The organism is Paraburkholderia sp. BCC1886, from assembly GCF_900996245.1.
Taxonomy (GTDB): Bacteria; Pseudomonadota; Gammaproteobacteria; order Burkholderiales; family Burkholderiaceae; genus Paraburkholderia.
Genome location: NZ_CAAJGK010000118.1, coordinates 79,274 through 105,341, shown reverse-complemented (window position 1 = coordinate 105,341; position 26,068 = coordinate 79,274). Strand labels below are relative to the sequence as shown.

Annotated in this window: 17 protein-coding genes and 3 pseudogenes; 12 read left to right on the top strand and 8 right to left on the bottom strand. The window is 60.3% G+C overall.

The genetic code is table 11. From position 1 onward, the window contains the following. Window positions 1-99 precede the first annotated feature (99 nt). Window positions 100-1,692 (top strand): class I adenylate-forming enzyme family protein, encoded by a 1,593-nt coding sequence (locus tag FQ746_RS32465; protein ID WP_144113887.1) that lies wholly within the window; start codon window positions 100-102, stop codon window positions 1,690-1,692. A gap of 441 nt (window positions 1,693-2,133) precedes the next feature. Continuing rightward, window positions 2,134-3,252 carry a porin gene (locus FQ746_RS32460; protein WP_144113886.1) on the top strand — a complete coding sequence of 373 codons (1,119 nt, stop codon included), beginning with the start codon at window positions 2,134-2,136 and terminating at the stop codon, window positions 3,250-3,252. Between the two features lie 403 nt (window positions 3,253-3,655). Here FQ746_RS32460 and FQ746_RS35430 read toward each other — a convergent pair. From FQ746_RS35430 to FQ746_RS32445, 3 genes and pseudogenes are all read right to left on the bottom strand, one after another. Further along, window positions 3,656-3,996 (bottom strand): annotated as a pseudogene (locus tag FQ746_RS35430) (IS256 family transposase); the annotation flags it as partial. Between the two features lie 423 nt (window positions 3,997-4,419). Then, window positions 4,420-4,638 (bottom strand): annotated as a pseudogene (locus tag FQ746_RS35425) (IS6 family transposase); the annotation flags it as partial. 167 nt (window positions 4,639-4,805) lie between these two features. Next, complete coding sequence (locus FQ746_RS32445) at window positions 4,806-5,816, bottom strand: quinone oxidoreductase family protein (RefSeq protein ID WP_144113884.1); 1,011 nt, start codon at window positions 5,814-5,816, stop codon at window positions 4,806-4,808. A gap of 78 nt (window positions 5,817-5,894) precedes the next feature. Here FQ746_RS32445 and FQ746_RS32440 point away from each other — a divergent pair, with 78 nt between their 5' ends. Together FQ746_RS32440 and FQ746_RS32435 are read left to right on the top strand one after the other, a co-directional pair. Next, entirely contained in the window at window positions 5,895-6,815 is a 921-nt protein-coding gene (locus tag FQ746_RS32440; protein ID WP_144113883.1) for a LysR family transcriptional regulator, read from the top strand. A gap of 406 nt (window positions 6,816-7,221) precedes the next feature. Next, a pseudogene (locus tag FQ746_RS32435) lies at window positions 7,222-7,555 on the top strand (IS6 family transposase); the annotation flags it as partial. Window positions 7,556-7,633: 78 nt separating this feature from the next. Here FQ746_RS32435 and FQ746_RS32430 read toward each other — a convergent pair. Both FQ746_RS32430 and FQ746_RS32425 read right to left on the bottom strand, forming a co-directional pair. Next, a complete protein-coding gene (locus FQ746_RS32430) occupies window positions 7,634-8,965 on the bottom strand; it encodes a carotenoid oxygenase family protein (protein ID WP_144113882.1) in 1,332 nt (443 codons plus the stop codon). Next, window positions 8,962-9,657, bottom strand: coding sequence for a DUF2239 family protein (locus tag FQ746_RS32425; protein WP_144113881.1), 696 nt, complete (start codon window positions 9,655-9,657; stop codon window positions 8,962-8,964). Before FQ746_RS32425 ends, FQ746_RS32430 begins: the two co-directional genes overlap by 4 nt. Window positions 9,658-10,007: 350 nt before the next feature. Between FQ746_RS32425 and FQ746_RS32420 the strand changes: the two genes are divergently transcribed. From FQ746_RS32420 to FQ746_RS32405, 4 genes are read left to right on the top strand one after another with little or no spacing between them, the layout of a single operon-like run. Next, entirely contained in the window at window positions 10,008-10,391 is a 384-nt protein-coding gene (locus FQ746_RS32420; protein WP_144113880.1) for a BlaI/MecI/CopY family transcriptional regulator, read from the top strand. Continuing rightward, on the top strand, window positions 10,388-12,145 hold the full coding sequence (locus tag FQ746_RS32415; RefSeq protein WP_144113879.1) for a M56 family metallopeptidase: 1,758 nt from the start codon (window positions 10,388-10,390) through the stop codon (window positions 12,143-12,145). Before FQ746_RS32420 ends, FQ746_RS32415 begins: the two co-directional genes overlap by 4 nt. A gap of 50 nt (window positions 12,146-12,195) precedes the next feature. Then, a complete protein-coding gene (gene bla / locus FQ746_RS32410) occupies window positions 12,196-13,068 on the top strand; it encodes a class A beta-lactamase (RefSeq protein ID WP_260854245.1) in 873 nt (290 codons plus the stop codon). Then, a complete protein-coding gene (locus FQ746_RS32405) occupies window positions 13,065-14,258 on the top strand; it encodes an acyltransferase family protein (protein ID WP_144113878.1) in 1,194 nt (397 codons plus the stop codon). Before bla ends, FQ746_RS32405 begins: the two co-directional genes overlap by 4 nt. Window positions 14,259-14,396: 138 nt before the next feature. Here FQ746_RS32405 and FQ746_RS32400 read toward each other — a convergent pair whose 3' ends face one another. Genes FQ746_RS32400 through FQ746_RS32390 form a run of 3 tightly spaced genes read right to left on the bottom strand, consistent with a single transcriptional unit; the run spans window position 14,397 to window position 15,922 of the window. After that, window positions 14,397-14,720 (bottom strand): IS30 family transposase, encoded by a 324-nt coding sequence (locus FQ746_RS32400; RefSeq protein WP_144113877.1) that lies wholly within the window; start codon window positions 14,718-14,720, stop codon window positions 14,397-14,399. Next, window positions 14,683-15,246 (bottom strand): hypothetical protein, encoded by a 564-nt coding sequence (locus tag FQ746_RS32395; RefSeq protein ID WP_144113876.1) that lies wholly within the window; start codon window positions 15,244-15,246, stop codon window positions 14,683-14,685. Before FQ746_RS32395 ends, FQ746_RS32400 begins: the two co-directional genes overlap by 38 nt. Further along, complete coding sequence (locus FQ746_RS32390; RefSeq protein WP_144113875.1) at window positions 15,218-15,922, bottom strand: hypothetical protein; 705 nt, start codon at window positions 15,920-15,922, stop codon at window positions 15,218-15,220. The genes FQ746_RS32395 and FQ746_RS32390 overlap by 29 nt, the downstream gene beginning before the upstream one ends. 400 nt (window positions 15,923-16,322) lie before the next feature. Between FQ746_RS32390 and FQ746_RS32385 the strand changes: the two genes are divergently transcribed. The 4 genes from FQ746_RS32385 to FQ746_RS32370 all read left to right on the top strand — a co-directional run bounded on the left by FQ746_RS32385 (window position 16,323) and on the right by FQ746_RS32370 (window position 25,916). Beyond that, complete coding sequence (locus tag FQ746_RS32385) at window positions 16,323-16,832, top strand: GNAT family N-acetyltransferase (protein WP_186310889.1); 510 nt, start codon at window positions 16,323-16,325, stop codon at window positions 16,830-16,832. Between the two features lie 225 nt (window positions 16,833-17,057). Beyond that, window positions 17,058-17,414: a DUF6916 family protein gene (locus FQ746_RS32380; protein WP_144113873.1), complete on the top strand. Its 357-nt coding sequence runs from the start codon at window positions 17,058-17,060 to the stop codon at window positions 17,412-17,414. A gap of 61 nt (window positions 17,415-17,475) precedes the next feature. Beyond that, window positions 17,476-18,084 (top strand): phage tail protein, encoded by a 609-nt coding sequence (locus tag FQ746_RS32375; protein ID WP_144113872.1) that lies wholly within the window; start codon window positions 17,476-17,478, stop codon window positions 18,082-18,084. A gap of 83 nt (window positions 18,085-18,167) precedes the next feature. Further along, a complete protein-coding gene (locus tag FQ746_RS32370) occupies window positions 18,168-25,916 on the top strand; it encodes a DUF4347 domain-containing protein (protein WP_144113871.1) in 7,749 nt (2,582 codons plus the stop codon). Window positions 25,917-26,068 lie beyond the last annotated feature (152 nt).

Sequence of the window (26,068 nt, the reverse complement as noted above, 5' to 3'; positions counted from 1 at the left end):
CAAATAAATGTAGCACCATATGTTCTAGAGAGCAAACACGATTCACATATGCGAACTACCGAGCAACGCGGTTCGTAAGCGCCATAACGGAGACGAGAAGTGAGCAACAGCCCTAACAGTCGGACCTTGCCGCGCCTGATGCGGGAACTCGAGACGCTTTACGGCGATCTGGAAGCCGTGGTCGGACGCGGTGAGCGTTTGACTTATCGAGATCTGCTAGAGCAGGTCGAAACGTTCGCGGCGCGCCTGACAGTGATTGGCGTGAAACCGGGAGACAAGGTGGGTGTCCTGATGGGCAACCGGCCAGAATGGATCGTTAGCGCGCTGGCGATCGCCAGCCTTGGGTGCGTGGTCGTGTCGCTGAATTCGTGGGCGACAACGCGCGAGCTTTCATACCTTCTGGTGAATTCTGAAACTCAATATCTGGTCGCAACCCGCAGCTATCTCAGGCGCGATTACGCCGCCGCATTGAATGAAATGGACCCGGAGGTGCGGAGTCAACTCAAGGCGGTGATCGGTGTCGACGAGGACTTGCCTGAGGCCTGGCTCCCGTTTATCGATAGCAAATCGAAGCCGGACGCTGCTGCGATCGAAGCCGTTCGCGCGGCAGGCGACGCCGTAGACGAGAAGGCCATTGCGTTCCAGCTTTACACATCGGGTTCGACGTCGGCTCCGAAGGGTGTCCAGTTGTCTCACGAGCATCTGATCGTAAACGGCTGGCACATCGGCGAACGGCAAGGGGTCATTGCCGGTGACCGACTCTGGTTGGCAGTGTCCCTGTTCTGGGCGCTAGGGTGTGTCAACTCAATGATGAATCTGCTTACGCATGGCGGATGCATCGTGCTGCAGGAGTCTTTCGATGCAGCAGAAGCCTTGCGTCTCATCGAGCAGGAGCGTTGCACGGTTTTTTACGGTACGCCCAACATCGCCCAGGCACTTTTCGATCACCCGGATCGCGAGCGGCGCGACACCCGGTCTCTGATTAAAGGAGGAACACTGGGTTCGCCTGAACAGATCCAGCGCGTGATCGAGTTCGGTGTCACCCAGGTCTGCAATATCTACGGATTGACCGAAACATACGGCAACTCGCACGTCACCAGCTACAAGGATGAAGAGAACCTGCGGGTGATGTCGTGCGGCCAGCCGCTGCCAGGTGTCGAGCAAAGGATCGTCGGGGCGGATGGACGCGATTTGCCGTCTGGTGAAATCGGCGAGATTCGCGTGAAAGGGCGCGTCTGCGATGGGTACTATAAAAACGAGGAATTATCGAAGGCGTCGTTTGACGAGCAGGGTTTTTTCAGGACAGGCGATCTCGGGTTCGTCGATATCAACGGCTATCTCTTCTACCGTGGGCGCCTGAAAGAGTTGATCAAGTCAGGCGGGATCAATGTTTCGCCGGCGGATGTCGAAGCCGTCCTTTCCTCGCATCCGTCAGTCTATCTGGCCTATGTGGTGGGCGTGCCCGACGCTGTGAAAGACGAGGAAATTGGAGCAATCGTCGTGTTGAAGGACGGGACGACCGTGACCCATGACGATCTCGTTCAGTATTGCAAGCAGAACCTCGCAGCCTACAAGGTTCCGCGCAAGCTGCGTTTCGTTTCAGAGAGCGAGCTTCCGACGACGACGACGGGGAAGGTTCAGAAGAACAGGCTGGCGAGCACTTTCTTCACAGAAGGTGCTGATATTTCCTGAGCGTCGGCCGGTGGCACGTCACCTGTCGATGACACCCCCTGCAATCGCGGTTGCCCGGCGCGCAACCGCAAAGCGGATCGGACATTTGCCGGTGACCTTTGAAAATGCGGTGCGACAACCCGAAGCCCGCAATCTTCGTCGTGGAATTACTGAACCGCCTGAACCCAAGCTTCGCTTCTGTTCTGCATTGACTGCGGTCTTTGGGCAGCTCGCATATCCGCACATGCGTTCATGCGTTGACGGATCGCGGTCGTCGTTCGTCAAGGTTGCTATTTATTTGGTTTCTCTTTTTTCTAATTGTTAAGCATCACAGATTAAACGGCGAATTTAAAAGTAAAAATTGACTCGTTAATCAGGGATCAAGGAGGCGGGCGGAAGCGTGATATTGAGGGCGGATGACTCGTCCGCTGTACACGTTGATGAAAAAAACCAAGGAGACATATGAAGGCAAAGTTATCGGCCATCCTGGTGGGATGCCTGTTGAGCAGTGGCGTCATGGCACAGTCCAGTGTGACGCTTTACGGCGTCATCGACGAGGCGATCCGTTACCAAAGCAGTCCTACTGGCACCGGAGCGCATGGCTCGTCCGTCGGACTTTCAGAAGGGGCTATCAGTGGCAATCGTTTTGGCCTGCGTGGTGATGAAGACCTTGGCGGAGGGACTCATGCGATATTCGACCTGCAGAACGGGTTCAACGCCGGGACCGGGAAAATCGATCAGCAAGGTCAGATGTTTGGTCGCTATGCCTGGATGGGTTTAACCAATCCGGCATATGGGACGGTAAAGTTCGGCCGACAATATGGAGACGCATTCAGCTTCGATGCATTCGTCTTCGACGCTATTGGTGGCGGTAACATAACTGCAACGGACTGGGAGTTGTTTCTCGTTGGCTGCCGTTACGATAATACCGTCGACTACGCAAAGCAGTTCGGTGTTTTCTCTGTCGACCTGCAACATTCGTTTGGCGGACAGCCGGGCAGCGCCAGTATCGGCAGCACGAGCGCCAGTGCGCTCTTCTATAACTTCAATGGCGGAAAGGCAGGTATTTTCGCGCAGGAATCGAAGGACGCCGAATCGCACAAGCTCGTGGTAGGCCAGGCGGGCGCTACATACGGATTCAGTCGCGTGTCGCTGTTTGCGTACTACATCTATGCGAAGCGTGACGCCGGGTTCCAGGTAGGAGCGGCGGGTACATCCGAAGCGCTGGCCAACACCAATATCATGAACAACGTAACGACCGCGTACGGTCCGCAAACCGATGACCGGACCGACCAGTTTATTCGGCTGGGAGCGAGCTATTCGCCTTCTCCGGTCTGGAAGTTCACGGTATCTTACGCCTACGACCATGCGAAAAATGTTGCGCCGGGCCGAAATGGCGAGCTAATGACACTTTATGGGATCGCCGACTATATTCTCAGCAAGCGGACCGATGTCTATGTGGAACTGGACGAAAGCCGGGTGTCCGGTGCCTCTGCCACTGATCCAAATTCGCCTTTGGGAACGACATTCGGCGTTCGTCAGTTATTCGGCGCGAGCTTAAGTCTGCGGACGACATTTTGAGCGCGAATGGTACATGTGGCATTGTCAGGTTGTTGCGCCAGTCACGTAAGAGAGGCGAGGCAGAAATCGAAATCGCTCTTTCATGGTCAACGTTTTCCGGCCGAAGTCATCAGTCGCGCGGTGCGTTGGTATCTTCGCTTCCAGTTGCGTTTTCGCGACATCGAGGAACTGAACCGCACGAGCAACGGATCGGTTCGTACGTGACCGCGACACCACTCTCGAGCAACAACTCCTCGATGTCGGCAACCTCAGGTTGAATCGGAAATCCAGCGAACCGCACAGCTGTCATTACGGCAGGGAGGCAGTGGCCCTGATAAAGCGATTTTGTCTTCTTCATCACTTCATTCTATCGCCCCCTCCTCATCAACCTGACAGACCATCGGCGAAAGACCCTTGGCCTTTTTTCACCAAGCAGCACGCTCAGCGCCTTGCTCATGTCGCCGGTCAAGACGCCACGAAGGTACAGCCAAGGCAACACCGCTGGTACCCGCAGTCACTTTCGAACATAGGGCGGCGCGATGTCCGAATTCAACTTCAAGCCCGTGCCCGGGCAATCGCACACCTTCGTTACCTTGACGGTGACCGGACCGATCGCTGTCACGAATACACGCTCTGGCAGGTAGCCGTTGCAAATCAAAGTTCGCCTTCTATCGAGCGTCTTGACGTTGTCAAACCTTTCGAGCAAGCTCGCCAATTCTGCCTCAATCGCTTGTGGACAATCTGCCGCGCGCCTTGCTGGATCAAATCATCAAGACCGCTAGCGGGCGTTTCCGATTAAACCGCGTTCGTTTCTTCTGTAACTCTGTTCATTGGTGGCGGATCTCGGTTTGGGTGGTTGTTACTCTAGACGAGCAACCTTCTCAGCTAAACCGCCACCACCTTCAAATTTCTGCCTAACCCGAACACCAGTTTTCGACCGCAGCTCGCGTTGGAACCCTTGCTATGCCATGTCAGCCATTTTACCGAAGCGATTTCGTCTTTCTACAGGCATCCCGTTTGGCGCCAAGAGATCAGGGAATTTTTGTGCCGATTGCTCGATCGCCCGAAATTTGATGGCAACGTGAAGCCAGCCGACCTCTTAATTACCTTTCTGTTGCGGCGGTTTGTCATTGGCACTGCCCAGCAGACCAGCATCGTCTCGCGCGGCTTGGCCAGCAGGTGACTCAACGGCTTGCGCCGCACGGATTTGATCCGATGAGCAAAGCCCTGGCCGAACTTTTCGCACCGGCAACGGATCGTCTCGTAGGTCACGATCACCCCGCGCTCGAAGAGCAGTTTCTCGTTGTCACTCAAGCTAAACTCGAAACGGAAATATCAGCGCACGCCGCAACTGATGACCTCGGTTGGAAAACGGTAACCGTGATGAAGCGATTTCGATTTCTTCATCACGCTACCTTACGTGAAGGACCTAACAACCTGACAATGCCACTCGATGCCTGTGTGCAAACCGAGCAGACACACGGGGAGGCAGAAAGCAGTCGTTCAACCGAAAAAAAACTTCCGATTGTTACGCGCTTGCCCTGAGATGTTGCACCTTTGGGCTCCCGTCCAGATCAGGGCTGCAATAGTATCGAGCCGCTGGTTTCGCCCGCTTCCAGACGACGCTGCGCTTCAGCCGCTTGGGCCAGAGGAAGCACCGTTTCAATGTTCGCCCTCATGCCGCTCTGCAATCGCTGGAACGTGGCCAGTCCCCCCTCCCGGTAACGTGCCGGATCGGATATGAAGCGAAATACACTTGGGCGAGAGAGGGCAACCGAGCGGCTCGGCCCAAGCAGAGACAGGTCGATCGGTCCCGAGTCTCCACTGACCTGACCGATGCTGGCGACCATTCCGAAGGGCCGTACTGTACCTAGCGTCTCGATGAGAGTCTTGCCGCCGATGCCGTCAATTGCGTAGTCGACCCCGCGCCCGCAAGTCAGAACCTGTATCGCGGTGACGAAATCCTGTTCACGATAAAGAATCGCTTCGTCAAGTCCATGCTTTTTCGCCAATTCCGCTTTCGCCGTCGAGCCGACCGTGCCTATGACACGGGCGCCCAGCGCCTTGGCCCATTGCACCAGGACGAGGCCCAGACCGCCGGCGGCCGCATGGACCAATACGGTGTCACCAGCCTTAACGGGATAAACATACGAACACAGCATATGGGCTGTGATGCCGCGTAGCAGAAGACTAGCCACGGTGTCATCACCGATGTCGTCGGGCAGCGGAAGAACGCGGTCGGCGGAAATATTGCGGACGCTGGCGTAGCTACCGGTTGGTGGGCCTGCATAGCCTACGCGCTGTCCTGGGTGCAGTGATTCAACGCCAGGGCCGACGGCGTCAATCACACCGGCGCCCTCGACACCTAGTATTGCGGGCAGCTCTGGCAGGGCATAGAGGCCGGTGCGGTGGTAGATGTCGACGAAATTGACGCCGATCGCAGTGTGGCGGATTCGAACCTCCCCGGCCACGAGGGCAGGGAGAGCAACCTCGCGCTGGCTCAATTGCGAAGCGTCACCGTATTGCTCGATTACCACTTGGGCCGCATAAAACGAGGATGTATCGGGTGCGGATTTGGACGTCATACTCTTCTCCTGAAGATCGAACTTGCAAGCCCATCTTGCACTGGGCAAAATGACTCAACAATTCCAGATAAATTGGCAATGAGTGTGCAAAAAAGCACGGAAAAGTCGCTCGCGGAGAATCAGCGTCTGCAATGGGACGATGTCCGGTATTTCCTCGAATTAGCGCGAGTTGGGAGCCTGTCGGGTGCAGCACGCAACCTGGGTGTTGAGCACTCGACAGTTGCGAGGCGGGTCGAAGCGCTGGAGCAATCGCTGGAGATCAGGCTGTTCGATCGTTTGCCGAAAGGCTGGTCGCTAACGCCAGAAGGCGAAACATTGGCGATACAGGCGAAACGCTTGGACGACGAAGCGCAGGCCTTTTCCCGCGCAGCGGTGGGCGTGTCGTCCATGAAGGGTACTGTCCGCATCTCTGCTCCGCCTGTATTGGCCAGCCATCTGCTGGTACCTCGCCTCGCGGGCATACGATCCCAGTGGATGAACATTGATCTGGAAGTCATTGGCGAATCGCGTGACGCGAATTTGGCTCGAGGCGAGGCCGATCTGGCAATTCGCATGTCAAGGCCAACCGCCCCAGGTCTGGTCGCGCGATGCATAGGCGAGACGAGCTATGGCCTCTATGCTGCCTACGGGTACGCGAATCGTCCGGAGTCGGAGTGGGAATTCCTGGGGTACGACGACGATCTTGGTCAAGTGCCTCAGCAGCGCTGGCTAAACCAGATTGCCGGGGACCGTCGCTTCGTATTCCGGAGCAATGATCTGGGCGCGTTGCTCAATGCCGCACGAGTTGGTTTGGGGATTGCCGCACTTCCCAATTTTCTTGCGGCGAATGACACAGCGTTGTGCTTACTATCAAATCACGCGTGCTCGACTGTTCGGCAGTTATGGCTCGTGATGCACCCGGACGTCAAACGTTCGCCCCGTGTTCGACTGGTTGCGGATCTGCTTCTTACTCTGGTCGGCGAAACCCCGGGGCTATCGTTAAAAGCAAAACAACCGTGAGCACCCGCGCTGCAATACCGCATGGCATTGATTCGGCCTGGAAAGGACTATCCTGTCCACAGTATTTCCTCTTGGCCAAGTCTTGCCCTGTGGCGATCGGAGGCAATCCACTCGATTCGACTACCATGCCGAAGATCACCTTCATGCGCCGAACCCCGCCTTTGATAGTCATGTTGAACCATGCCCTATCCTGATGTCAGGAAAGCCCTGTCAGGAATGTCAGAATAGGGTTGGTCGACTGATTGTTTGACGCTCGTGCTGGAACGTCATAGATTTCAGACTCACACATTCCGTTGTGAAAGCCGTCATGAGCGGGGAGCGCGTTGGTTTCGGTCGGGTCAGTGAGTTCCAGCAGAACGCCGAACTGCATTGTCAGGTTGTTCGGCCGTTCACGTAAGATAGCGTGATGAAGAAATCGAGATCGCTTACATCACGGTCACCGTTTTCCAGCCGAGGTCATCAGCTGCGCCGTGCGCTGGTATTTCCGCTTCGAGTTGAGCTTGCGTGGCAACGAAGAACTGCTCTCGAGCGCGGGGTGATCGTGACCTACGAGACGATCCGTTGCTGGTGCGAAAAGTTCGGTCGGGGGTTTGCTCATCGGATCAAAGCCATGCGGCGCAAGCCCGGTAGTACGTGGCACCTCGACGAGATTCGTCCTCCTGCGTAGCGAGCCATACGTACTGTGGTGTGTGGTGGACGAGCATGGCGCCGAACTCGACATCCTTGGTACAAAATTTCGGTTTTTCCGTGAGCCTCCATTCAAGAATTCGCTTGCTGCTGCTTAGCATACGTCGTAGAAGTGACGCCGTCGCGCCGACTTAGCAGTCTTTTGGCAACCATGCCCCATGAAATCCAGCAGGAATTCGTCCAGGCAGCGGTACTGTCGCGATAGGTGTGCTTTCTATATTCTTGCCGTCGAGAATTACTAGATCACTGGTGTCGGTTGCATGACGATAGACACAGACGAGCAGCCAACCATCGTCTTCGACCGAGGACGTAGGACGCGCTACGAATACTGGTTCACTGTTTGAATCACCCTCGGGGACTCTATATCGCTGTATTGAACCGGACTCGAGCTCATAGCGGACGACACCGCGAATTTCGGTGTTTGTCGGTTGCTCCGCGGCATAGAGAAATCGATAAGGACGGCCGGTCCGTCCTTCGTTGATACGAGGCAGCTCGATACAAATATCCGCCAATTGCTTTTCAAGCACCGCTCCACTGTCGAGGTCGATGACGTAACGCCACAGAACTCCCAGTGGGGCGGCCTCGAACCTCAAGCCATCCTCCTCGAGACGAAAATACCGTGGATATCGAACCGCGTCCAGAACAACTGTAGCCTCGTCTGCGTCGTATGCATTTACCACGTGCTGGATAAAGCACGGCGTGATTTCAAACCAACGCACGTCGCCGCCATTGCGAGGAATGATCCCCAGCTTCGCCTTATGGTCGTCGCGCCAGCGCAGTGGCATCCGATGGCCACGGGATAGCATCGAAAGGTCATATCCGACATTAAGATCTAGAAAGATACTGCGGGTGGCGGTGATTGCCATGTCGTGCATCATTGAGGCCGACGACATCTCGATGTCGATGTCAACGCTTGGCATGCCTTTCTTGTCCGTCACGGTATAGCGCAAAAACGGCTTCTTCCAATCGGCGCGAAAGCTTATTAGTTCGCCCGTCTGAGGGTCAACTTTCGGATGGGCCGTCATGCCGTTTGCCAGTCCCGGGTGACAACGGGCCGCGCCGAGTGTCTCGAGCTCAGTCGTAATAGCGAGCGGGGGGCCGCCTTCAGCCAACGCCAATATTTCACCCGCGTGATAAAGCACATTCACGTTCGGATTTGTATTGAGCAGTGTCGGTGAGGCATCGAAATCGTAAACGTCTGCCCATCGCTTCGTGCGAACCCAGCGGTTTCTGTAGTTCGTCGCGCGGCCTTGCTTCAGCGAGATGCCATGCAGCATCGCATCTTCGGGCCACCAGTCCGACACATCGTTTCCCTTGAAATGCCCACGCAAGGGGTTGGGCCCGTTGCGTACAAGTACACCGTTGAGATCTTGCGGAATCGCTCCAATAACGGGAAGATCGGCTAAGTCGACTTCATGAAGGACGGCCGCTGTTGCACCGGAATTCAAGTTGATTGTGGTCATTTTTTAGTCGGCGTCTTCTTATCGTTGTGTTCGAGGGCCATCGCGGTTGGGCCGAAAGCGAGCGTGATGGCGTGATCGCGCACGTCCTCGGGCCACGTAGCAACAAGCTCACGAAAGCGCGACTGATCATTCGCAAAAAGCACGCGCGTCGCCTCTTCAAAACCGGACATGTCTCCGCCCATCGCAGACATGAAATGGTAGGCACATTCCAGCGCTCTACGACGCCTGTCTTTCTCACCATGCGTTCGTCTCGCTTCATCGACGAGCTTTCGCAGAACTACGGATGCACCGCCCGGTTGTGCTGTCAGCCATTCCCAGTGCCGTGGCAGCAGGGTCACTTCGCGAGCTACCACGCCTAGCTTGGGACGGCCACGCCCGCGGGGTTGGTTTGCAGGCTCGTCAGCTTCAGTCGAATTGGTACCTGTTCCAGGTATACAGCCAGGTTGCGCCGTCCCGGCACGATCGAGAGCCTTAGCCGGGTGCGTGGCGAGACGTGCCAACGTCTCTTGGACCGACCCTCTCGTATCAATGTCTATTGGGCGTCCGGTTGTGTCATCGAAAATCAGAACGGGGCCCAAGGCTCCGCTTTCGACCGCCTGCTTAACCGCCAGGGCGACCGTTTCCAATGTCCCCGACGCAATACGTCGATGACCGTCGAAGGATGTGTATAGAGAGAGAGGCTCGTGTGACACCGCTTGAATCTCGAATCTGGGATGAGCGACAATTTATACCCGGGTAAAAATATTGTCAATATTATCCGGGTGAAATTCAGGTCTGCCGACGCCGACGCCGGCGTCAAGGGCTCACCCGCTGTGAGAGTCCGATCCGTTTGGTCACGGTTTGAGCGGCACGCAACCGGCGCGCAATTCCTGCGGAACGATGTGGGGTTGGAAGGCATGGCCGCACACCGCCCATCCAACTCTAGACGGGCTCGAGTGAACTGACAACGGACGGTCGACGCGGTGAATGAACACGCCAATATAGACAATTAAGTCTAGACAAATTACTCTATGTCATCCCGTCTTTGCGTGAAGATGCCGTCATGACCAAAGCTACACTCGCGACCAGGCCGACCGCGGCCGAACTCGAACTCCTGCGGGTTCTATGGCCGATTAGCCCCGCCACCGTCAAGCGGGTCCATCAAGCCATGCATGAGGAACGTGCGGATGTTACCTACGCCCGCGTATTGCGCCAGATGCAGGTCATGCACGCGAAGGGGCTGCTTACGCGCGACGAAAGCGAGCGTTCTCACATTTATGCGCCTGCGCAAAGCCAGAACCTGCTGCAAACCAGTCTGCTGAAGGAACTGATTCACAAGGCGTTCTCGGGTTCGGGCAAGGCACTCGTCATGGCCGCTTTGCGCAAGCACGTTAGTCAGGAGGAACGAGAAGAAATTCGGAAGTTTCTCCATGGAGATGAGCGATGAGCCCGTTTGCCTGGACGTTTGTTCAGGTATTAGGGTGGGCGCTCATTCACTTTGCCTGGAAGGGCGCCTTGATCGGCTTGGCAACGGCCGTCTCATTGCGGCTAATGCGAGACGCCAGCCCGCAAGCTCGCTATGTATTGCTCTGCCTTTCGCTTCTTTTGTGTCTGGCGATACCAGTGCTCGACGTGTACCGGGGTATCGAAGCCGCGTTGCGGCCATCTGGCTGGTTCCACGCGACCGATCCTCTGATCGTGCCAACGGAACACACACGCGGAGCGTTTAGGATTGGTCACGTCCTGCCTTGGCTGGTTGCGGCATGGCTGATCGGTGTCGCCGCCATGTCCTGCCGTCTGGCCGCCGGCTTGCTGTGGGTTCGTCGGATCGACCCCGCGCTTCCCGATTGGCCGCACGCCCTATGGCAGGTCTACGTCTCGGCGCTGGCCGCGCGTTGCGGGCTGTCGCGTCCGGTAATGCTGTGCGTGGCAACGCATCTCGCAAGCCCGCTGACGATCGGCTGGTGGCGACCGCTGGTGCTCGTTCCGGTTGCGTTGCTGGCGCGCATGCCACCCGATCTGCTCGAAGCGCTGCTTGCGCACGAAATCGCGCATATCAAGCGCGCCGACTTTCTGGTCAACCTGCTGCAAAGCGTGATCGAGGCGCTGCTCTTTTTTCATCCGGCCGTGTGGTGGCTGTCGCAACAAATTCGAATTGAGCGTGAATGCGTTGCTGATCAAATCGCTGGGACGCTTATTTGCGACCCGCGACGTTTGGCGCTTGCGCTTGAGCAGCTCGACGCTCTTCAATCGACGAGTGCCGGATACTCGCCAGTCGCGCAATCGGCACGCGGTGGCCACTTGCTGGACCGCATCAAGCGCCTCTGCCACCCGGTCCCGTCCTCGCCGCGTTGGGTCGCGTACGCGGCTATCACGGTCGGCTTCGTCACGTTGTGCGTGACGGCGCAGACGCTATGGCAGGCGCCTGTGTCGCAAGACGAGGCTGGCATCGCTCCTGTCGGGTTGCTCGCCTCGAACCATGTCGTGGTGATCGACGACAACTCCGGGCAGATCCTGTTCCAGAAGCGACCAGACGATATAGTGCCGATCGCATCGTTGACGAAGTTGATGACGGCCATGGTCGTACTCGATGCCCGGCCCGACATGAACCGGACCATTCGCATCGACGCCAGCGACGCGGAAGCATTGCGGTCCGGGCGCACGGGGTTGCCCGCCGGCGCGCGCCTGCCCGTCCGTGCAGCGCTGCAACTCGCTTTGATGTCGTCGAATAACAGCGCGGCATATGCGCTGGCGCATGACTATCCAGGCGGCTTCCCGGCGTTCCAGGCCGCGATGCGTGCCAAGATCGCCACGCTCGGGCTGAAGCACACGACAATCAAAGAGCCTACCGGCCTCTCGCCGCTCAACACGTCGACAGCAAGCGATGTCTCGGTCATGGTGAACGCGGCGGCCCGCTATCCGGCGATCGCGCGCGCCACGACTGACACCCGTAGCATCGTCCCAATAGACGACAAGCTCGTCGAGTACCAGAACACGAATCCGCTCGTCGGGCAGAAGGGCTGGGACATCGCCTTGTCGAAAACCGGTTTTACCGACGCCGCCGGACGTTGCCTGATCATGCGGCTGCGCTCGGTTCAGGACAGCGTCACGATGGTGTTTCTGGACGCCGGGCCGGCTGCGTTCCCTGCGCGCGACGCGATCAACATCCGTCGCCTTCTGCTGGCCCACAAGCTGGCTTGACGTTCGTCCCGCTCACGGCGTTTCCGCACTCTGACTAATTGGACCTACCCTTGACTCACTCGATCACGCGTCGAAAGCTGTTGATTGCATTACCGCTGCTCGTCGGTATGGGCGTGGCGCCCGCATCGCGGGCAGCCGATTTACGGTTATCCGACATCGAACGTCGTAATGGCGGCCGCCTCGGTGTGTTTGCAATCGATACCGGTTCGGGCCGCACACTGAGCCACCGCGCCGAGGAACGCTTTCTGATGTGCAGCACGTTCAAGGGCTTGCTCGTGGCGCAGATACTGGCACGCGTGGATAGCGGCGAAGAGCAACTCGATCGACGCGTTCACTACACGGAAAAGGACCTTATTTTCACGTCGCCCGTGACCAAGGCCAACGTCGCGCGCGGTGCGTTGTCGATCGACGCGCTTTGCCAGGCGACGCTGGTGGAGAGCGACAACACAGCCGCAATTTTGCTGATGCGCAGCGCCGGTGGCCCCGCGGCGTTGACCCGGTTCGTTCGGGGACTAGGCGATCCGGTCACGCGCTCGGACCGATATGAGCCCGAGTCGAACCGCTATCGCGGTGTGCTCGACACCACGACGCCGAAGGCCATGACCATCACGGCGCGACACCTTCTGCTCGGCGATGCCCTGAGCGCCAGTTCTCGCGCGCAACTGGAACGCGGAATGATCGACTGCAAGCCGGGGCTTAACCGGATTCGCGCGGTGTTGCCCTCCGGCTGGCAGGCGGCCGACCGGCCCGGTACCAGCGTCGAGAGCGAGACCAACGACTACGCGCTCGTGCGCCCGCCCGGGCGCGCGCCACTGATCGTTGCGGTCTACTACGATGCGCCGGGCGTCAGCATGGACGAGCGGGAGGCCGTTTTGCGCGAAGCGGGCATGGCGTTTGTGCAGTGGGCCACGGGCGCGGCATGACCGACGCCGGCACGCGGAATCGGAAGATCGATTTCCTTCGTGGCATCTCGATCCTGCTTGTGCTGTTTCACCACTTCAATATCGCCTATCGGCTGAACGACACGGTTCTGTCGCGCGTATTTGGATGGGAGGCTGTTCGGGCAGTTGTGAGAAACGGCAACTACGGGGTCACGATGTTTTTCGTAATCTCGGGCTATCTGATCACCGCAAACGCAACTCGTCGCTGGCCCAAACTCTGCCATATCGATGTCAGAGTGTTCTACGGCTTGCGTATCGCGCGCATTATCCCGTGCCTGTTGCTGTTGCTGCTCGTTGTCAACGCGCTGGCGATCTCCGGCATAGCTATCTTCCAGAATCATTCACCGGAGGGCGTGCCCGCCTCGTTTTGGCTCGTGAATCTGGCGTCGTTGACATTCTGGATGAACTTGCTCATCGGCACGCGCGGATGGACCAACTATGCCCTCGGCGTGTTGTGGTCGCTTTCGGTCGAGGAAGTGTTTTACCTCTCGTTCCCGTTGCTTTGCCTCGCGTTTCGCCGGGAGGCGCGGCTCGTTGCTTTCTGGCTCGTGTGCATTGTCGTCGGCCCGATTTACCGGTTACTGCATCAAGGCGACGAGGGTGGTTATCTTTACGCGTATTTCGCCTGCTTCGACGCAATCGCCACCGGATGTTGCGCGGCGCTGCTCGCGAGGCGCGCCTCGTGGCGTGGGCGCACGTGGAGCGTGTCAAAGTGGCCGACGGCGGTGGCCATGACGTTTGTCTATCTGTTCTGGCCGATCCGCGAAAGCAACGTGTTTGGTGTCACGGCAATGGCCTTCGGCACTGCAGTTTTGCTGCTCGCTGCGAATGATCGCCCGGACGCACCAACACGACGAAGCACATTCGCAGCCGCAGTGCTGGAAGGGTTCGGCAGACTCAGCTATGAACTCTACCTGTTTCACCTCATCGTGCTCGGCCTGCTGCGGACGATTTTCTCGCCGCTCAGCGTGACGGGCGACGAGAAACTGGCGGTTCTCGTCGGCTATCTGCTGCTTTCTGCCTGCCTGAGCGTATCCATCGCGCGACTGTACGCTGCGCCGTCGACTCGCATTGTGCGTCAGTGGCTGATTCCCCGAAGGTCTCGACCTGAAAGCGAGTACTACGAGCGGAATCAACCTGACGTCGAACACCCTCAACCTCGAACCGAGTGACTGAGGAAAGCCTGCAGCGATAGCTCGACGTAATTGAAACGGCAGACCCGACTAGTCCAACAGGCTTCGACGTGAAGACCGTCGACATCTACGGGAAAATCGCCCGTGTGCGCTAGCAGATGCGCGAACTCAAGCGGGTCAGAGAGCAGTTGAAGATTGAGTCGGACCCTTGATACCGGTTGTCTCGGCCAGCTTCCCGTGTAGCGCCATTTCCTTGCCCTGATCGTAGGTCAGCGTCTTCAGCAGTTCCGGATCCAGCGGTGCAAACGCCGCGCTGTAATCCTTCGGCGCAGCCTCAGCAGTGCTATCTTCCATCTTCACCAGCATCACGAACAGCGTGCTGCAATCGATCAGTGTGCCCACTGCTGAACGGTTGCCCGCCCCCTTGATCAGATCGCCCTCCCAATGTCTGGCTGGCAGCCGCTCATTGGCCTCTGGCGGCCGGATGTGAATGCTGGCCATATCGACCCAGTTTGCCGCGCCGGTCCTTGCCTCGCGTGCGCGGCTTGCGCGTGCTACGCCCCTGTCTTAACAGGCCCACGAGCTCGCGCTTGAGTTCGCCGCGTGGCATGGCGTAGATGGCGTTGTAAATGGTTTCATGTGAGGCGTTCAAGGCGGGTTCGGCTGGATGGCTACGTTTAAGCTCGGCAGAAATCTGTTCAGGAAAGTGGCACTCATCCAGATGCCGACGCACTTCAGGCCACAGGGCTCCTTCAGGCTGGAGCTTGCGCCCACGACGTGGTTTATGGTGAAGCTGTGTTGCCCTGCGTCCGGCCGATGTTGCATTGTATCCACCCGCAACCGGAGGCCTCCCCAGCGCACCGCGCTCATGCTTCGGCCTCCAGTTATTGCGCCTCAACTCCCAACTGATCGTGCGACGCGAGCGCTGCGAAGCGAGCGTAATCTCGCTTGATTTGCGTTTCTCCATCTTCATCACAAAGATCGCGCCGCGCTCTTCGTCACTCAGATGTTCGTATATTTTTCCCATGCAACGCATCCTGACTGAAGCTGTTGCACTTGTATTTTGACACCGCCGTTTGTTGTCGAACTGATTTTGCGTTAATGCTCACCTCCAACGCCTCGACATTACCGTCGACCACCCCGATGCATATAGGACGTGCCCAGTTGGCTGCCCCGTACTGCTTTGCGATATCGAGTTGTTCAACCAGAACCGCTTCCTTCTTTGATAACGGCTTGCCAATATCGGTCTGCGTCGCGTGCTCGAAACAGCGAGCAGAAATCGCATACGCGTAGGTCCTTGTCATTCCGGTTTCCCCCGTCGTCGGGCACTCTGGTAATGCGAGGGGTCGTCCGAGCTCGTATCCGGCGACAGCTATGCTTGAGCCATGTCGGGTAAAGAAAGCAGGGCTGTTGGCCGGGGAACGCCGCTCGGCGATACGTATTAAGCCGACTACGGCAACTGTGAGACAAATAGACAGCCCCATCAGAAGAAACTGGCGCCCAGCTAACCTGGGCCTGGTGTCGCAACTCAAAAGAAGACTCCAACGCGTCTGGCACGCAATCACGCAGCGCCACAACTGCAGTAATTTGCCGGTCGCGGCAGAGTAGGTCGCGCCGTCCACTTGAGGGAGATTCAAGGTAATTCTGGCAAATCGATTCTCGAGATAGAAACTGTTATCAAGCGAGACAACGTACTGCGGCATGAGTGCCGCAAACCTTCAAGACCTGGACGGTATGCGAAACGATTATCTCCGTCGCGGCGCTGCTTACGATGCTGGAATTCGCATCGGTAGCGTACACGGCGGCAACAGATTGCCATCAATCCTGTTTTTAATGGCGGGTTCGCGGCAGTTATTTTTGTCCGCCTAGACGCTTTTTTATCGCGTCCGACTCGCGTCGGTACGCTTCGCGGAGTGGGCCTGATGCAATCCGGGTTATCCCTCCTCGCGGTCTTTAAATTTATTTATTGCGTGGCTAAACACAACCCGTTACGATCCCGTCGCATATTTATCCAATTACTCCCGCCAAGCTTTCATGGGCATTACATCGACCGTATCCCGCGAAGCCGCCTTTCCGGCAGACGACCCAAGCGTACTCGATGACATGCATGAAGCATTGTTTCTGCGCGCCGCGACGCCTGCGGATCGCACGTTCCTACGTAAGGTATTCGTCAGCACGCGTTTCGACGAGTTTGTCAGCTCCGGCATGGGCGTGGCGCAAATCGATACGCTACTCGCCGAGCAATTCGAACTGCAGGACACTTATTACAGGCGCCATTATCCAGGCGCCCGTTTCGATGTGGTGATAAATGGCGGTGAACCGGTTGGGCGCCTTTATCACCACTGGGGCGAAGTTGAATTGCGCATTATCGACATTGCACTAATGCCTGCACAACGCGGCGCGAAGATCGGCACGCGGATCATGAACGCGTTGATCGCGCGGGCTGCGTCGCGTGGTTTGCCGGCCACACTCTATGTGGAAGCAGTAAATCCGGTGAAGTCGCTTTATAAGCGGCTCGGTTTCCGGAAGATGGGTGAAAACGGAATTTACGAGCAGTGGCATCGCGAGGCGGCGCCGTTCGACGGTGCGTCGGCCAGATTGACGGGCTTATGACGTAGACGTTTCCGTCGACAGGTAGTAAGCGGGTCAGCACAGCATTAAAAAGTTTATAGAAGAGACCAGGCGGGAAATTTTCGCCGACAGATAAAAAACAGTTCAGTCCGGTGCGGTTCGAGCCGTTAACCGGAGCATCGGGGAAATCGAACGCAGCGGCTTGCCGGCATGACGTGGGTCGCGTCGGCGCAATGCGGTGCTTTGGGCTTACTGCCGGGGAGCGGGGTGTCAGCAATACCGAGTCATGCCGAGTTGACCGATGCAATCGGCCGCACATTTACGTTCGCGGGCGAGCAGGCCGGCGCCGTCGAAGTCCGGCTCATCGCCGCGCCCGAGGGCATCGCGATGGACGATGGGTTCCTCTGCTATTCCGCGCATTTCGAAATGCCGCCCGGCGTGCGCCTTCCGCAGGACAACTACCGCGTGAGCCGCGCCGACGGCGTGGCATGGGACCTGTTCGCCACGCCGACACGTCCCACGGCGCAGGGCGCCGGCACGATGTGTGTCGTGATCCATCGCGCAAAAATTCAGGATTCCCAGCAGGCCGCTTCGTCCGGTATTCCGGATCAAGGCCCGGCATGAGGATGGTGTCCAGTCGCGAACTGTGTTTCCCACATAACTACTGTCCCTTCAGGAGAAGTAAATGAGCGATCCGTATATGGGCGAGATCCGTATGGTGGCTTTCGACTTTGCGCCGTATGGATGGGCGCTGTGTCAGGGACAGATTCTGCCGATACAGCAGAATCAGGCTTTGTTCACGCTGCTGGGCACTCTGTACGGCGGCAACGGCAGCACGACGTTCGGCCTGCCGAATCTGGCCAGCCGTTCGCCGGTGGGCACCGGCCAGGGCGCGGGGCTGACGGCGATCGTGACCGGCCAGACTTCCGGGGTGGAACAGTTCACGATGACCTCGGCGCAGTTGCCGACGCATACGCACCCGTCCGTGATTCCGCCGATGACGCTAACCGCGTCGGTTGCAATTCCAGGCACTGCGGCAACGACCAATAGCGTGGATGCGCCTTCTCCCACGGCGATTTTCGGGCAGGGCGTGTACTCGGGCCACCCGATTCCGGTGTACAACACCGGCACGCCGACCACTACGATGGCGCCATTCAACGCGAGCGTGCCGTTCCCGCAGACGACAGTTCCAATCGGTCTGGCCGGCAGTGGCTTGCCGGTGCCGTTGCGCAATCCGTACCTCGGTTTGAACTTCTGCATCGCGCTGCAGGGCATTTTCCCAACCCGGCAATAACAACGAAACCCGCAGCACTTAGCATCGCGAAGCAGCAGTCGGTCAACAGCAGGGCGCAACAGCAGCCCGGTGGAGCACGCGTCATGAAGATCATCCAGCAACTTCTCAAACGTTTCGACGGCATGCGCGATGCCGGCGACACCCGCGCCGACACGCGCGGCCGATCCACACGGATCGCCGTCACGCCGGCGCCGTTGCTGATGGCGCTCGAACCGCGGGTCGTCTATGACGCATCGGTGAGCGCGATCACCGCGCATCCGCATGGGCACGGCGCTGAAGCCGACACGCACGCAGGCGCCGCCGTGGCGACCAACGCGACTATGCATGCGGCGCCGAAGACGATTGCCGAGCACGATGTGCCGCACCACGTGCGCCCCGTCAAGCCAGTCAACGACACAGCAGCACAAAGCAGCGCCGCGCCGAACACCGACGCCGCGAGACCGAACACAGACACGCAGAAAGCCACTCAGTCAGGCGCCGCGGCGACGACCGAAGCAGCGCCGCATACGGTCGTTTTCATCGACCCCAGCGTGCCGAATTATCAGGTGCTGATTGCCGGATTGCCGGCCGGCACGGAATACGTGGTGCTGAACGGGACCACCGATGGTTTTGCGCAGATTGCGGGCTACCTTCAAACGCACAAGGGCGTCGACTCGATCCAGTTGATCTCGCATGGTGCGAACGGCGAAATTCAGGCGGGTTCCACCTGGCTCAATTCGAGTGACCTGTCCGCGTACAGCGCCGAACTCACGCAGATCGGCGCGGCCATGAAGCCGGGGGGCGATTTTCTTATCTACGGTTGCGACGTCGCGCAAAACGCGGACGGCCAGTTGCTGGTCCAGCAGGTCGCGGCGCTGACGCACCTGAACGTCGCGGCATCGACCGATGCGACCGGCGCGACCGCGCTTGGCGGCAACTGGACGCTCGAATACCAGGTCGGCACTGTGCATACGGCGGTGATCGAATCCGCGGCGGCGGAGCAGCAATTCAATGCGTTGCTCGGCGTCACGGTCGAGAACTACGACCAGGCTGCCAACAGTAATTTTGTCGCGAATAACGCCAGCAGCTTCACGCTCGATGGTGTTACGTACACGATGGACCAGGCGGTCAATTCCGGCGCCTTCAACGATTCGAATGCGCCGTTCGGGCCGACCAACATTACCGACTCGTCGACGGACGGCGTGCTGCAGATCAACTACGACGGCAGCGCGATGACCACGATGTCCATCACGATGGCGAGCGGTCAAAAATTTACTCTTAGCAGCTTCGACCTGGATTCGGTTAACGGCGACCTGTATATCGAAGCAAACGGCGACCCCTCCACGCGTGTTCAGATTGCGACTGCGACCGAAGGGTTTTTTACCGGGACAGTCGACCTCTCGTCCAATGCAAATTTCAGGAACGTCACCTCAGTGACGTTTGTCGACCTGAACGACTCCGGTAATCTGACGACGTCGCTCGACAATCTGGCTTACACCCTTTCCGTACCGACGGGACCGACGCTCACCGTATCGTCCCCCACCACCATTTTCACCTCCGGCGACAACACGGCCTCAACGCCGGTCGTGGTGAACAGCAGCATCGCATTCGCCGACACCAGCACCACCACCGCCCAGTCCGCCACCATCTCCATCGCCAACTTCAAGACCGGCGACGAACTCCTGTACACGCCCGTCTCCGGTATCTCAGGGGTCTACAGCAATGGAGTGCTGACGCTGACCGGCAGTGCGACGATTGCGCAGTGGCAGGCCGTGCTCGAATCGATCACCTTTACCAACACGCAGACCACGCCGGACACCACCAGCCGCACAATCAACTTTTCGATCACCGACAGTGCCGGGGCGACCGCCACCGCAACGAGCAGTATCGCGATCGTCGACGTCGACCAGACCCCGATCGTCACCACCACCGGTGGCGCGACCGCGTACACCGCTGGCGCCGCCGCCAGGGCTATCGACACGGGCGTGACCCTCACGGACAGCGACTCCACGAGCCAGACCGGCGCGACGGTGAAAATCAGCAACGCCGCCACCGGCGATACGCTGAGCTTCGCCAATACGAGTTCGGCACTTTACGGCAATATCCGTGAAGCGTCGTATAGCGGCGGTGTCCTGACGCTGACCGGCACGGGCACCGACGCGCAATATCAGAACGCGCTCGAAGCCGTCACGTTCTCAGCCGGCGCGGGCACAACGGCTGGCTCGCGCACCATCACCTTCCAGACTTCCGACGGCACGAAAACCAGCGCGGCGGCAATCAAAACCGTCAACGTGACAGTGTTGCCGGTCGTGACCACGGATTCAGGGTCGTCGGCGTTCGTGGCCGGTGACAACACCGCATCGACGCCGGTGCTGGTCGATCCGGGCCTGACCGTGAGCGACTCGCAGAAGGGCACATTGAACTCGGCCACCGTGACGATTGACAATGTCGTGTCAGCCGAAGACAGCCTGTCGTTCACGAACAACCCGTCGGCGATGGGCAATATTTCCGGCAGCTATAACGCGACGACCGGCATCCTCTCGCTGAACTCGGCCGGCGGTACCGCGACGCTCGCTCAATGGCAGGCCGCGCTGCGCTCGATTACCTACACGGACTCGGCGATCACGCCGAACAATGCCAACCGTACGATCTCGTTCGTCGTCAACGACGGTATCAGCAGCAGCACGTCGGTGAATCGCACGGTGACCGTGCAGGATACCGACCAGTCACCGGTCCTCACGCTGTCCAGCGGCAGCGTCACCTATGTGGCGGGCGCGCCGGCGACCACCGTCGACAACGGCGTCACGGTGACCGACCGCGATTCCAGCCCGCTGCAGTCGGCGACGATCAAGATCACCGGCGGTTTGCAGACCGGCGACACGCTGACGTTCGTCAACGACGGCTTTGCGACCGGCGTCTATGACAGCGGCGCCGCCACGCTGACGCTGACCGCGACCGGCAGCGTCAGCGACGCGCAATGGATGACCGAACTCGACAAGGTCCAGTTCTCAAGCAGCATCAATGCGACGGCCGGCGCGCGCACGCTCTCGTACTCGGTGAAGGACGTCGGCGGGGCAACCAGCAACACGGCGACGCGCACCGTCAACGTGGTCGTCGCGCCGCTCGTGACGACCGATTCCGGCTCGGCCGCGTTCATCGCGGGCGACAACACGGCGTCGACACCGGTGTCGGTCGACAGCGGGCTCACGGTGGCCGACGGCAGCAGTACGACGCTCGTCTCCGCCACGGTGCAGATCACCGGCAACTTGCACGCGGGCGAAGACCTGCTGATCTATACGGCCAGCGGGTCGACCGGCGACATCGTCGGCTCGTACGACGCGTCGAGCGGCATCCTGACGCTGACCTCGGCGTCGCACGCGACGCTCGCGCAATGGCAGGCCGCGTTGAGGTCGATCCAGTACGACAACCTCGCGGTCACGCCGAGCGGCACGAGCCGCACGATCGCATTCACCGTGAACGACGGCGCCAACAGCAGCCCGACCGCGACCCGCAACGTCACCGTGCAGGCCACCGACCAGACGCCGGTCCTCGCGCTGTCGGGCAGCAATAGCGCGTACACGGCGGGCTCCGCCCCGGCCACGATCGACACCGGCATCACGATCAGCGACCTCGACAACACGACACTTGCGTCGGCTACGGTGTCGATTGGCACCGGCTTCCATACCGGAGACGTGCTGTCGCTCGCCAGCGACGGCGTCGTGACCAGTTCGTACAATCCGGGCACCGGCCAGCTGACCTTGACCGCGATCGGCAGCGTCAGCGTGTCGCAATGGATGACCGAACTCGACAATGTCAGGTTTTCCAGCGGGGTGGATGCGACGGCCGGTGCGCGCACGATTTCGTACGTGGTGAACGACGGCACGACCGACAGCGCGCCAGCGTCGCGTACGGTGAGCGTGACCGGCGTGCCGGTCGTGACGGTCGACCCCGGTTCCGCGTCGTTCGTCGCGGGCGACAACACGGCGTCCACGCCGGTCGCGCTCGACAGCACGATCACGCTGGCCGACAGCAGCAGCACGACGCTCGCGTCGGCCACGGTGAATATCAGCGGCAACTTCCACGCGGGCGAGGACGTGCTGCTGTTCGTGTCCAATCCGGCGACCATGGGCGACATCACCGGCTCGTACGACGCGTCGACCGGCGTCCTGACGCTGACCTCGGCGTCGCATGCCAGCCTCGCGCAATGGCAGGCCGCGTTGCGCTCGATCCAGTACGACGACACCGCGGTCACACCGGACAACGCGACCCGCACGATCTCGTTCACCGTTACCGACGGCAGCAACAGCAGCCCTGTCGCGAGCCGCACCGTGACGGTGACCGATACCGATCAGAGGCCGTTGGTCGGCACGTCGGGCGGCACGACCCCGTTCGTCGAAAGCGACAACGCCACGTCGCCGCCGGTGGTGGTCGACGCCGGTGTGACGGTGAGCGATCTCGACAACACGACGCTGACGTCCGCGGTGGTAGCCATCAGCGGCAACTACCTGCCCGGCGAGGATGTGCTGGCCTTCAACAACACCGATCCAGGCACGTTCGGCAACATCAGCGCGTCGTTCGATGCGACCACCGGCAGGCTGACGCTGACCGGCAACGCGACGCTCGCGCAATGGCAGGCCGCGCTGCGCACGGTGACGTACACGGACACGGCGATCACGCCGGACACGGCGCTGCGCACGATCAGTTTCACCGTCAACGACGGCAGGATGGACAGCCTCGCCAGCACCAGGGCCGTATCGGTCACGGGCACCGACCAGAGCCCGGTGCTGGGCGCCGCGGGCGGCGGCAATTCGACCTATCTGCCGGGCAGCGCCGCGCACACCGTCGACGCCGGCATCACGCTGAGCGATACGGACAGCACGACCATGGCGTCGTTGACGGTCCAGTTCGCGGCCGGTTTCCAGAGCGGCGACCAGTTGAGCCTGAACTTCAACGCGGCGACGATGAGCAGCAACTTCAACATCACGTACGACTCGACGGCGGGCATCCTGACGGTTACCCGCACCGGTTCGATGACCCTGGCGAACTGGCAGGCGATCGTCGACAACGTACAGTTTTCGGCTGCTGCGGGTGTGCCGCTCGGCGCGCGTACGCTGTCGGTCGTGACCTCGGACGGTGTGAAGAGCAGCAACACGCTGTCGTACGAAATCGACGTGGTCAGTTCCGCGCCGCAGGTGTCGACCACCAGCACCGGTGACGCCGCGTTTGTCGCCGGCGACAACGTCCCCGGCACGCCGGTCACGGTGGACGGCGGTATCAGCGTGTCCGACCCGCTGGGCAATACGCTTCTCCAGGCGACGGTGTCGATCACCACGAACCTCCATTCCGGCGAGGACGTGCTGCTGTTCACCAACGACGGCCTGACGATGGGCGACATCAGCGGTAACTACAACGCGCTGACCGGCACGTTGACGCTGTTTTCTGCCAGCGGCACCGCGACCGACGGGCAATGGGACGCCGCGCTGCGCGCCGTGATGTACACCGATACCGCCACGACGCCGAATACGGCGACGCGTACGGTCAGCCTCTCGATCACCGACGGCACGCAGATCAGTACCGCTTTGACCCGCGACATCACCGTGGGCGCGGTCGACCAGAGCCCGGTCGTGGCGACGTCGGGTGGCGATGCGACGTACGTCGAGGGCGACAACGTAACGACGACGGTGGTGGTCGACGGCGGGATTACCGTGGCGGACGCTGATAACACCACGCTCGCATCGGCCACGGTAGCGATCACTGCCGGCTTCCACGCAGGCGAAGATCAGCTGGCGTTCGACAGTCATAACGACACCGCGACGTTCGGCAACATCACCGGATCGTACGACGCAACGAGCGGTGTGATGACGCTAACCTCGTCGGGCAATTCGGCGACGCTCGCGCAATGGCAGGCCGCGCTGCGCGCGATCACGTATACCGACACGGCAATCACGCCCGACACCACGCAGCGCACGATCAGCTTCAGCGTCAACGACGGCACGAACGACAGCGCGATCGGCACCAAAGCGATCGACCTGACGGCAACCGAACAGTCGCCGGTGGTTACGTCGTCGTCGGGCGAAGCGGGCTTCGTATCCGGCGACAACGCGGCGTCGGCGCCGATCACGATCGACAGCGGTCTGAGCGTCACCGACATCGACAGCGCCACGCTGGTGTCCGGCGCGGTGTCGGTCAGCGGCGGCTTCCATCCCGGCGAAGACGTGCTGGCCTTCAACCCGTCGGCCGCGTCCGGGGATATCGTCGGCACGTACGACGCGTCGACCGGTGTGATGACGTTAACGTCGTCCGGGTATGCCACGGTCGCGCAATGGCAGGCGGCGCTCGATTCGATCACTTACGTCGATACCGCAGTGGCGCCGGCCGGCGCCACCCGGACGATCAGCTTCAGCGTTAACGACGGTACCAAAAACAGCGTGACGGCGACGCGGGTGATCGACCTGACGGCGACCACGCAGACGCCGACGCTCGTCACAGGCGGCGGCGACACAGCGACCTTCACTGCCAGCGGCGCGGGCGCGACGCCGGTCCCGGTCGACAGCGGCCTGACGATCGGGGACGTCGACAGCGGCGCGCATCCCAGTTCCGCGCAGGTGTCGATAGGCGCCGGCTTCGCGCCGGGCAAGGACGTGCTGGCGTTTACCGGCAACGCGGCGACCGGCGACATCGGCGCAAGCTACGACGCGAGCACCGGCGTGCTGACGCTGCACTCGGCCGGCGGCAACGCGACGCTATCGCAGTGGCAGGCCGCGCTGGCCGCCGTCACGTATGCGGACACCGCGGTCGAGACCGTCGGCAGCAGCCGCACTATCGGCATCACGCTCATGATCGGGGACAAGAGTGCGACCGCGACCCGCTCCGTGAACGTCGCCGCCGCTGTTACGCCGCCGCCGGTCGTTGGCGTTTCCGGCCAGCCGCATCCTGCGAACCTGACCACGCTGCCGCCGCATTCGCTGTTCATCGGCGGTAACGCTGTGACCGGCCCGGCCACCACGTCGCCGATCGGGTTCGCTTCGGACACAATCACGACGTTCCCGCTGGATCTCGGCGACAGCATTTCGAATCCGCTGATCGTGCTGGACGCGTTCGCCGACGCGCCGGCTCTCGGCGCGATTCCTGTGCCGCACACCTCGACTTTCTCGACCGGCGACTTCGGCGAGCTCGGCGCAAGCAACGGCTCCGGCACGGGCGCCGGCACGCATTGGCACGGCTCGCTGAGCCAGACCTCGGTCGAAGCGCTGCAGCCGGTTCCGACGCCGGACGTGAGCCGGATTTCGCTCGATCAGCCACGTCAGGCGGTGCAGGTCCGCAGCGCGCCGAACGGGTCGTTCGTGATTTCGCTGCCGGTCACGCTCGGCGCCGACGGTCTGCCGGCAGGCGCCGACACGCATGTCGAACTGCGTCTCGCTGACGGCCGTCCGCTGCCGGGCTGGCTGCATTTTGATCCGGTGCGCGGCACGTTGAGCGGCAAGGTGCCGGCCGACCAGCGCGCGCTGCAGATCGCGATAATTACGCGCGATGCAGCCGGCCACCAGACGCGCCGCGATGTGACGGTCGAGTTCGGCGGCCGCGAGAGCCATGCCGGGCGCGCGCCGGCGCATGGCGTGACGCGTACGCCGCCAGCGGGCGCAATCAAGGCGCCGGATGCATCGACCGCACCGCACGCCGCGTTGCGCGACGCACCCGAAGCGCCGCTCGCCAAACCGTCGCTGGCCGAACAGTTCGCCCGCGCGCACGCCGCATTGCACGTTGCCCGGCCCACGCTCGCGCCGGCGATGTCTCCCGTCGCCGCGCTCACCGGCGTGCCGCTCGCCGTGCCGGTCGAGCGGAGTCCTGTATGACCTCACGCCGATTCACCCCTTTACCTTCGATAATTTTGCGAAAGAGAGACGCCGAAGTGAACTCCTCCACCGTAGCGGTACGTACACCGCGTCCCGCGCTGCTGGCGCTGTCGCTTGCCGTGATCTGGCTGTCGGGTTGCGCGATCAAACCC

What these genes read in the sequence shown, in the direction of transcription:
- FQ746_RS32420 (WP_144113880.1), top strand. Translation starts at nt 10,008, where the DNA reads ATGACCAAAGCTACACTCGCGACCAGGCCGACCGCGGCCGAACTCGAA.
- FQ746_RS32445 (WP_144113884.1), bottom strand. Translation starts at nt 5,816, where the DNA reads ATGACGTCCAAATCCGCACCCGATACATCCTCGTTTTATGCGGCCCAA.
- FQ746_RS32440 (WP_144113883.1), top strand. Translation starts at nt 5,895, where the DNA reads ATGAGTGTGCAAAAAAGCACGGAAAAGTCGCTCGCGGAGAATCAGCGT.
- FQ746_RS32405 (WP_144113878.1), top strand. Translation starts at nt 13,065, where the DNA reads ATGACCGACGCCGGCACGCGGAATCGGAAGATCGATTTCCTTCGTGGC.
- FQ746_RS32390 (WP_144113875.1), bottom strand. Translation starts at nt 15,922, where the DNA reads ATGCCGCAGTACGTTGTCTCGCTTGATAACAGTTTCTATCTCGAGAAT.
- FQ746_RS32385 (WP_186310889.1), top strand. Translation starts at nt 16,323, where the DNA reads ATGCATGAAGCATTGTTTCTGCGCGCCGCGACGCCTGCGGATCGCACG.
- FQ746_RS32375 (WP_144113872.1), top strand. Translation starts at nt 17,476, where the DNA reads ATGAGCGATCCGTATATGGGCGAGATCCGTATGGTGGCTTTCGACTTT.
- FQ746_RS32400 (WP_144113877.1), bottom strand. Translation starts at nt 14,720, where the DNA reads ATGGCCAGCATTCACATCCGGCCGCCAGAGGCCAATGAGCGGCTGCCA.
- FQ746_RS32415 (WP_144113879.1), top strand. Translation starts at nt 10,388, where the DNA reads ATGAGCCCGTTTGCCTGGACGTTTGTTCAGGTATTAGGGTGGGCGCTC.
- FQ746_RS32460 (WP_144113886.1), top strand. Translation starts at nt 2,134, where the DNA reads ATGAAGGCAAAGTTATCGGCCATCCTGGTGGGATGCCTGTTGAGCAGT.
- FQ746_RS32370 (WP_144113871.1), top strand. Translation starts at nt 18,168, where the DNA reads ATGAAGATCATCCAGCAACTTCTCAAACGTTTCGACGGCATGCGCGAT.
- FQ746_RS32395 (WP_144113876.1), bottom strand. Translation starts at nt 15,246, where the DNA reads ATGGGAAAAATATACGAACATCTGAGTGACGAAGAGCGCGGCGCGATC.
- FQ746_RS32430 (WP_144113882.1), bottom strand. Translation starts at nt 8,965, where the DNA reads ATGACCACAATCAACTTGAATTCCGGTGCAACAGCGGCCGTCCTTCAT.